6 protein-coding genes are annotated in these 6,863 nt (G+C 70.5%); 4 read left to right on the top strand and 2 right to left on the bottom strand.

Going from position 1 to position 6,863, the window contains the following annotated elements:
* The first annotated feature begins 250 nt into the window (after nt 1-250).
* The 3 genes from IH09_RS35800 to IH09_RS35810 all read left to right on the top strand — a co-directional run bounded on the left by IH09_RS35800 (nt 251) and on the right by IH09_RS35810 (nt 4,315).
* Nucleotides 251-1,642: a serine hydrolase domain-containing protein gene (locus tag IH09_RS35800; RefSeq protein ID WP_052861934.1), complete on the top strand. Its 1,392-nt coding sequence runs from the start codon at nt 251-253 to the stop codon at nt 1,640-1,642.
* 151 nt (nt 1,643-1,793) lie between these two features.
* Nucleotides 1,794-2,933: a pyridoxal-phosphate-dependent aminotransferase family protein gene (locus tag IH09_RS35805; RefSeq protein ID WP_052861930.1), complete on the top strand. Its 1,140-nt coding sequence runs from the start codon at nt 1,794-1,796 to the stop codon at nt 2,931-2,933.
* A 620-nt stretch (nt 2,934-3,553) separates the two neighbouring features.
* Nucleotides 3,554-4,315 carry a TetR/AcrR family transcriptional regulator gene (locus IH09_RS35810; RefSeq protein WP_052861931.1) on the top strand — a complete coding sequence of 254 codons (762 nt, stop codon included), beginning with the start codon at nt 3,554-3,556 and terminating at the stop codon, nt 4,313-4,315.
* Between the two features lie 77 nt (nt 4,316-4,392).
* Here IH09_RS35810 and IH09_RS35815 read toward each other — a convergent pair whose 3' ends face one another.
* Both IH09_RS35815 and IH09_RS35820 read right to left on the bottom strand, forming a co-directional pair.
* Complete coding sequence (locus IH09_RS35815) at nt 4,393-4,845, bottom strand: GNAT family N-acetyltransferase (RefSeq protein WP_052861932.1); 453 nt, start codon at nt 4,843-4,845, stop codon at nt 4,393-4,395.
* Nucleotides 4,846-4,968: 123 nt separating this feature from the next.
* Nucleotides 4,969-5,424 carry a MarR family transcriptional regulator gene (locus IH09_RS35820; RefSeq protein WP_052861935.1) on the bottom strand — a complete coding sequence of 152 codons (456 nt, stop codon included), beginning with the start codon at nt 5,422-5,424 and terminating at the stop codon, nt 4,969-4,971.
* A 126-nt stretch (nt 5,425-5,550) separates the two neighbouring features.
* Here IH09_RS35820 and IH09_RS35825 point away from each other — a divergent pair, with 126 nt between their 5' ends.
* Nucleotides 5,551-6,768: an MFS transporter gene (locus IH09_RS35825; RefSeq protein ID WP_052861933.1), complete on the top strand. Its 1,218-nt coding sequence runs from the start codon at nt 5,551-5,553 to the stop codon at nt 6,766-6,768.
* Nucleotides 6,769-6,863: the final 95 nt, after the last annotated feature.

A 6,863-nucleotide genomic window follows, 5' to 3' on the forward strand; every position in this document is an offset into this window, starting at 1 on the left:
CGCCCCGGAGAGCCGGGCGGCCACTCCTCGGAAGCCACTGAAGGCAAGAAGCCATAAGCCACACCCGGCCCTCCCGGGCCGCCTAACAACTTACGGAGAAGCCATGACCATCGCACCGTCCGCGGAGTCCCACGAGCCCGAGCCGCACGCGGACGGGGCCCTCGCCGTGAGGGAGACGGCACGGATCCCCGCCACCGGGCCGGCGGGGACCGTCGATGCGCCCGGTGCGCCCGATGCGTTCGCGGAACTGATGCCGCAGACCCGGCGGGCGCTGCTGCGCAGGTTGGCGATCGGGCAGGCCGAGGGGCGGGCACCGTCGATGATGGGCGCGGTCGTCCGCGGCGGGAGACCGGTCTGGACGGGGGCCCGGGGCTCGGTGGCGGGGGAGGAGCCACACAGTGATGTGCAGTACCGCATCGGGTCGATCACCAAGACGTTTGTCGCCGTGATGGTGCTGCGGCTGCGGGATGCGGGACTGCTGCGGCTGGCGGACCCCATCGGCAGGTACGTGGAGGGCACTCCGGTACCGGAGGTGACGATCGCCCAACTGCTCGCGCACAGCTCGGGGTTGGCGGCAGAACCGCGGGGGCCGTGGTGGGAGCGGACGGCGGGCGAGCTGCGGCCCGAACAGGCCGACCTCTTCGGTGAGCGGCCGCAGCGCCTTCCGGCCGGACGGCGGCACCACTATTCCAACACCGGGTATGCCCTGCTGGGCACGCTTGTCGAACGGCTTCGGGACGGCGAGGCATGGGGCGAGGTGCTGCGCCGTGAGGTGCTGGAGCCGCTGGGCATGCGGCGCACGACGCTCCGGCCGCTGATGCCGCACGCGGACGGCTGGGCGGTACACCCATGGGCTGATGCCCTGCTTCCCGAACCCGCTCAGGACACCGGACTGATGGCACCGGCCGGGCAGCTGTGGTCCACGCTGGAGGACCTGTGCCGGTGGGCGGCGTTCTTGCTGCGCGGCGATGAGCGGGTACTGAGCGCGGCGAGCCTGGACGAGATGCGGACGCCGGCGGTGCCGCCGGAGCATGACGGCTGGGACGCGGGCTACGGGCTGGGGTTCCAGCTCGTGCGACGGAACGGACGGCGGACGGGCGGCGCCGAAGGGGCCCGGAGCGGGCGCCGGCTGGCAGGGCACACCGGGTCGATGCCGGGGTTCCTGGCGGCCCTGTGGGTCGACGCCGAGGAGGACCTCGCCGGGATCGCGCTGGCCAACTGCACCTCGGGAACCGCGATCGGTGCGGTGGCCGGGGACCTTCTGGAGATCGTGGCCGACCACGAACCGCGGATCCCGGAGCCGTGGCGCCCGCTGTCCGGCCCCCTGGACAAGGATCTGCTGGCGCTCACCGGCCCCTGGTACTGGGGAGCGAACCCGTTCGCGCTGCGGTTGCAGGCCGAGCGCGCACTGGAGCTGGTGCCGCTGTCGGGGACGGGGCGCGCCTCACGCTTCCGAGCGGAGCCCGACGGCACATGGACCGGCCTGGACGGCTACTACGCGGGGGAGACGCTGCGGGTGGTGCGTGCCGAGGACGGTTCGGCGGATCATCTGGATCTGGGGACGTTCATCTTCACCCGTGGGCCGTACGAGCCTGCCGGGCCGGTGCCCGGCGGGGTGGATGCGGAGGGCTGGCGGGTCTGAGCGGGCGCCGCGCGGCCGGTCTGTGGAGCCGGGGACCAGGGCGAGAGCTGTGGCCGGGACCATACGGCGGGGACGTGGTGGGCGGACGTACAGTCGATCCAGATGTCAGGAGCCGCCCCATCATGCGGCTCGCTACCGCTGGAAGGCCACTGTGACTGCCGTGACTGCGAATGCCGATGCCCCGGTCCTGCTCGACCTGCCGCCGCTCGGCGCAGCCCACTTCGCGCGGATCGAGGACAAGGTCGCGGCGCTGATGCGTACCCGCTGCGATGTGGTGGCGATGCAGGGCGAGGCACTGCTGCCGCTGGAGGCATGCATCCGCTCGGCCGTGCGGCCAGGCAGTACCGCGCTCAACATCATCACCGGCCCGTACGGCGAGACGTTCGGCGGCTGGCTGCGGTCCTGCGGCGCCGAGGTCGTCACGATCGCCGCGCCTTTTACGGGCGCGGTCAGCCCGCAGCAGGTGGCGGACGCGCTGCGGGAGCATCCCGAGATCGACTTTGTGAGCCTGGTGCACGCCGAGGCGGCGACCGGCAACACCAACCCGGTCGCCGAGATCGGCGCGGTGGTGCGTGCGCACGGTGCGCTGCTGATGCTGGACGCGGTCGCTTCGGTGGGCGCCGAGCCGCTGCTCACCGATGAGTGGGGCGTGGACCTGTGCGTGATCGGCGGGCAGAAGGCGCTGGCCGGACCTGCCGGTGTTTCCGCGGTCTCGGTCAGCGCCCGCGCCTGGGAGCGCATCGCGGCCAATGAGCAGGCTCCCCGACGCTCGTACCTCTCGCTGCTGGACTGGAAGGAGCGCTGGATCGACGGCGGGCGCTCTGCCCTGCCGCACGCTCCGGCGCAGCTGGAAATGCTCGCCCTGGAGCAGGCTGTGGACCGTATCGAGGGCGAAGGGCTGGATGGGGTCATCACACGGCACCGTGCGGCCGCCGGGGCGCTCCGTGCGGGTGTGAGGGCGCTCGGCGGGCTGGTGCCGTACGTGATCCGCGACGAGGACGCGGCGCCGGCGGCGACGACGCTCCGCGCGCCGGTGGGCCTGGACGCCCGCGAGGTGGTCTCCGCCGCACTCGGCGCCGACGGCTCGGTGCCGGTGCAAGCCGCGGCCGGTGCACTGGCCAAGGAAATGATCCGGGTGAACCACTACGGCCGTGCCGCGGACCGCGATGTGGTGTTGGCCTCGCTGGCGGCACTGGCCACCGGCCTGCGAGCGGTGGGCATGGATGCCGATGGCTACGCGGCGGCCACGGCGGCCGACGAGGCATGGAGTGAGGTATCCGCCGCGCGCTGACCGGAGGCGCCGCGCAGGTCCCGGGGTGGGGCCGTGTTTCACGTGAAACACGGCCCCACCCCTTTGCGTTGGTGCGTTGGCGTGGTGACGCCCTGGCGTGCTGATTGGTCTGGTGCGTGTGCGGGCCCCGTGGTCCGTGGCCGTGGTGGCGAGGGCGGGCGGCTTGGCTCTGTTTCACGTGAAACGGGGTGGGGTGGTGATGGGCGGGGGCGGGTAGGGGCGTGTCAGCTGCTCGCTTGTGTCCCAACTGCCCTTGCTTGAAGTGGATTTGAGGGAGGGGGCAGGAGGATTCGGCGCCCGGCATTCCCCGGCGTTGCGACTCCTCCAGCGCTGTGACCATCTCTCGACGCCGTGACCCTCTCCGATGTTGTGACCGCATCCGGCGTCATGGCTGTCCTCGGGATCGTGACCGTTCCCCGATCAGCGACTGCTCCTCAAGCAGCGAACGCTCCCAGGGCAGTAACAGCCTCCCAATGCAGCAACCGCTTCCAGCGCCGTGATGAACCCAGAGCGGCTATCCGCACGCATGTTTTAAAGCTCCCATAGAATCGGAATGAGCAGCCCGTTTCGATTCTGGGTGTGCTCTGTCGTGGTGGTGGCCGGTCTCAGGAGGATTGCGGATGTCGGGCGGTGGTTCGGCTCCCTCTCGGGCGGATGCGCGGCGCAACAGGGCGCTGGTGCTCCAGGCGGCCCGATCCGCTTTCGAGGAGCAGGGGTTGGGGGCTCCGCTCGGGGAGATCGCACGTCGTGCCGGGGTCGGTGCGGGGACGGTGTACCGACATTTCCCGTCCAAAGAAATCCTGTTCCATGCGGCGGTCGCGGACCGGATCCAGCTCTTCACCGATACCGCGAAGGATTTGGCCGATGCCGGGGATCCAGGCAGCGTCTTCTTTCGCTTCCTCGCGTCGGTGGTTCGGCTGGCCGCCGAGAACAAGGCCCTGTGCGATGTATTGGAGGCGTCAGGGGAGAGGGGATCCGAGGGTGTTTCGGGGTCCGAGCGGGACTTCGGCGAGGCCCTGGGTGTCCTGTTGGTACGGGCACAACAGGCCGGCGCGGTAAGGATGGACGTCGGGCTGGATGATGTCCGCGCGCTGCTGGCCGGTTGCCTGTCGATGGAGCGGCGGCGGACGGGTGCGGGGGGTTCGACAGGGGTGCCGGGGCGGATGACGGCGCTGATGTGCGAGGGGCTCCGGGCGCGCCGCGACGTAATGAAACTTCCGGTTCCTGAACCGGAACATAACGAAACCCGATGCGCGGTGTGCGGCGGGCCGGTCACGGTGGCCCGTACCGGCCGGCCCGCGAGGTACTGCGGCGGAGCGTGCCGGCAGAAGGCGCACCGAGCACGGGTCCGTACCGGCGACAGCGCGAAGGCGAAGCAGTAGGAGCAGGGCAGGGGGAGCGGCAGACGGAGAGGGGACGGAGGCGGAGGGAGAAGGAGCGGGAAGGGGCGCGGGGGAGCTCAGAGCTGGAGCTTGAATCCCAGGTGGGACGCTTCGAAGCCGAGGCGCTCGTAGAAACGGTGGGCGTCGATGCGGGTCGCGTCGGAGGTGAGCTGCACCAGCTGACAGCCGAGTGAGCGGGATTCCGCGACCGCCCATTCGATGAGCTGGGTGCCCAGGCCGCTGCCCCGCTCGTCGGTGTGAACCCGAACGCTCTCGATGATCGCGCGGGTGGCGCCGCGCCGCGAGAGGCCGGGGACGACCGTGAGCTGGAGGGTGCCGACCGTACGCTCCTCGCGGACCGCGACGATCAGGTGCTGATGCGGGTCGGCGGCCAGCCGCTCGTACGCGGTGCGGTACGGCGTCAGATCGTCCGGTGACTCGCGGGCGGCGCCCAGTGCGTCATCGGCCAGCATCGCGACGATGGCGGGCAGGTCGGCCTCGGTGGCGCGGCGTATCTCGATATCGCTCATGGGCGCGACTTTATGCGGTGCCCGCGCGGCGCCGCGCACAGCCGTGGAGGCGTACGGCCGTGCCCGGCGTCCGCGCCTGGTGTCCGTATCCGGTGGCCGGTGCCCGATGGCCGTACGAGGGCGCTATGCGGAGGGGACGAGGGTCTCGACGGCGGTTACCAAGGGGGCCAACTCGGGGATTTTCGCGGCGTTCTGGAGAGCTTCGCGCAGGGCGCTGTCATGGGTGGGGCGGGCCTGGGCGAGGAGCGCGAGCCCATCGGGCGTGACGTTGGTGTAGATGCCGCGCCGGTCGTCGGGGCAGAGGTAGCGCGCGAGCAGTCCGCGTTCCTCAAGGCGGGTGACCAGGTGCGTGGTGGCGCTCTGGCTGAGGACGACGGAGTCCGCGACCTGGTGCATCCGCAGATGGCCGCACGGTCCGTCGTGCTGCTCGCTGAGCGCCATGAGGACCGAGAACTCCCTGACGCTGAGATCGTGCCCGGCCTTTAGCGCGTGTTCGATGTGTGTCTCGATCCGGCCGTGCAGCGCGGAGAGCGCGCACCAGCCCCGGGCGAGTACACAGGCGGGTGCCGACCGCGACACCGGACGTCCGGGCGCGGTGGTGGTGGCGGGGCCCGTCGGGAGGCCGAGCCCGTCCTGGGGTGCGGGCACCTGCTGGAGAACAGGCGTTGCCGGTGGCGTCTCATGCGTCTGAAGGGACCGCCTGTCATGCCTCTCGCTCTCCTTGCGCTCGCCATCGGCGCCTTCGGGATCGGAAGGACCGAGTTCGCGGTGATGGGCCTGCTGCCCGACATGGCGGCCGGTTTCGGCGTCTCCATCCCGCTGGCCGGCTACGCGACCACCGTCTACGCGCTGGGAGTGGTGATCGGTGCGCCGCTGATGACCGCCCTCGGAACGCGGCTGACCCGCAAGCAGATGCTGATGCTGCTGATGGGGCTGTTCATCGTGGGCAACGTGCTCACGGCCGTGGCGCCTGTTTTCGGCATCGTGCTGCTCGGCCGGATCGTCTCCTCCTTCACACACGGCGCGTTCTTCGGCATCGGCGCTCTGGTGGCGGCCGATGTCGTGGCCTCTGAGAAGCGGGCCACCGCCATCTCGCTGATGTTCAGTGGCCTGACCCTCGCCAATGTGGTGGGCGTACCGGTCGGCACCATGCTCGGCCAGCGGTACGACTGGCGAGTCACCTTCTTCGCCATCGCTGCGCTCGGCGTGATCGGCCTGCTGGGTGTCGTCAAGCTCGTACCGGCGCAGCGGGCGAAAGCGGCCGCCTCGATCGGCCGCGAACTGGCGGTCTTCCGCAATCCGCAGGTCGGTCTCGCGATGCTGATGACGGTCCTCGGCTTCGGCGGTGTCTTCGCGGCCGTCACCTGCCTCGCCTCGATGATGACCGAGGTGACCGGCTTCGCACCGTCCTCCGTCATCTGGCTGACGGCCGTCTTCGGCCTCGGCATGGTCGCCGGAAACCTGATTTCCGGCCGTTTCACCGACCGCGCCATGATGCCGATGCTCTATGTGTCGCTGACCGGCCTGGCGCTCGCGCTCGCCGCATTCACATTCACCGCACACAACAAGGTGGCCGCGACGATCACCATCGCGCTGATCGGTGCGTTCGGCTTCGCGACCGTGCCGCCGTTGCAGAAGCGGGTGATGGACCAGCCCGCCGCGGCGCCCACGCTCGCCGCGGCGGGCAATATCGCGGCCTTCAACTTCGGCAACGCGCTCGCCGCCTGGCTCGGTGGGCTCGTCATCTCGGCCGGACTCGGCTTCACCGCGCCCAACTGGGTCGGCGCGCTGATGACCGTCGCGGCGCTCGGTGTGGCGCTCATCGCGTCCGCCCTGGAACGGCGTTCAACGGGCCGCGGGCAGGTGCCGGCCGCGGACGGCACCGCCGTGGTTGCCGATGAGGCTGTGCTGGTCGCCGACTAGTACTCCAGTAGCAGTTCGCTATCGCTGCTGGTCAGAGCTCTGTTTTGGAGTGTGCTCGGCTGATGGTCCATCAGCTGGCGTGGGTTCGTGACTTT

Origin of the sequence: Streptomyces celluloflavus (assembly GCA_000720995.1) — a bacterium.
Lineage (GTDB): Bacteria > Actinomycetota > Actinomycetes > Streptomycetales > Streptomycetaceae > Streptomyces > Streptomyces celluloflavus.

Bases quoted from the DNA above. Each gene is read 5' to 3' on its own strand.
- IH09_RS35800 (WP_052861934.1), top strand. From the start codon at position 251: ATGCCGCAGACCCGGCGGGCGCTGCTGCGCAGGTTGGCGATCGGGCAG.
- IH09_RS35810 (WP_052861931.1), top strand. From the start codon at position 3,554: ATGTCGGGCGGTGGTTCGGCTCCCTCTCGGGCGGATGCGCGGCGCAAC.
- IH09_RS35815 (WP_052861932.1), bottom strand. From the start codon at position 4,845: ATGAGCGATATCGAGATACGCCGCGCCACCGAGGCCGACCTGCCCGCC.
- IH09_RS35825 (WP_052861933.1), top strand. From the start codon at position 5,551: ATGCCTCTCGCTCTCCTTGCGCTCGCCATCGGCGCCTTCGGGATCGGA.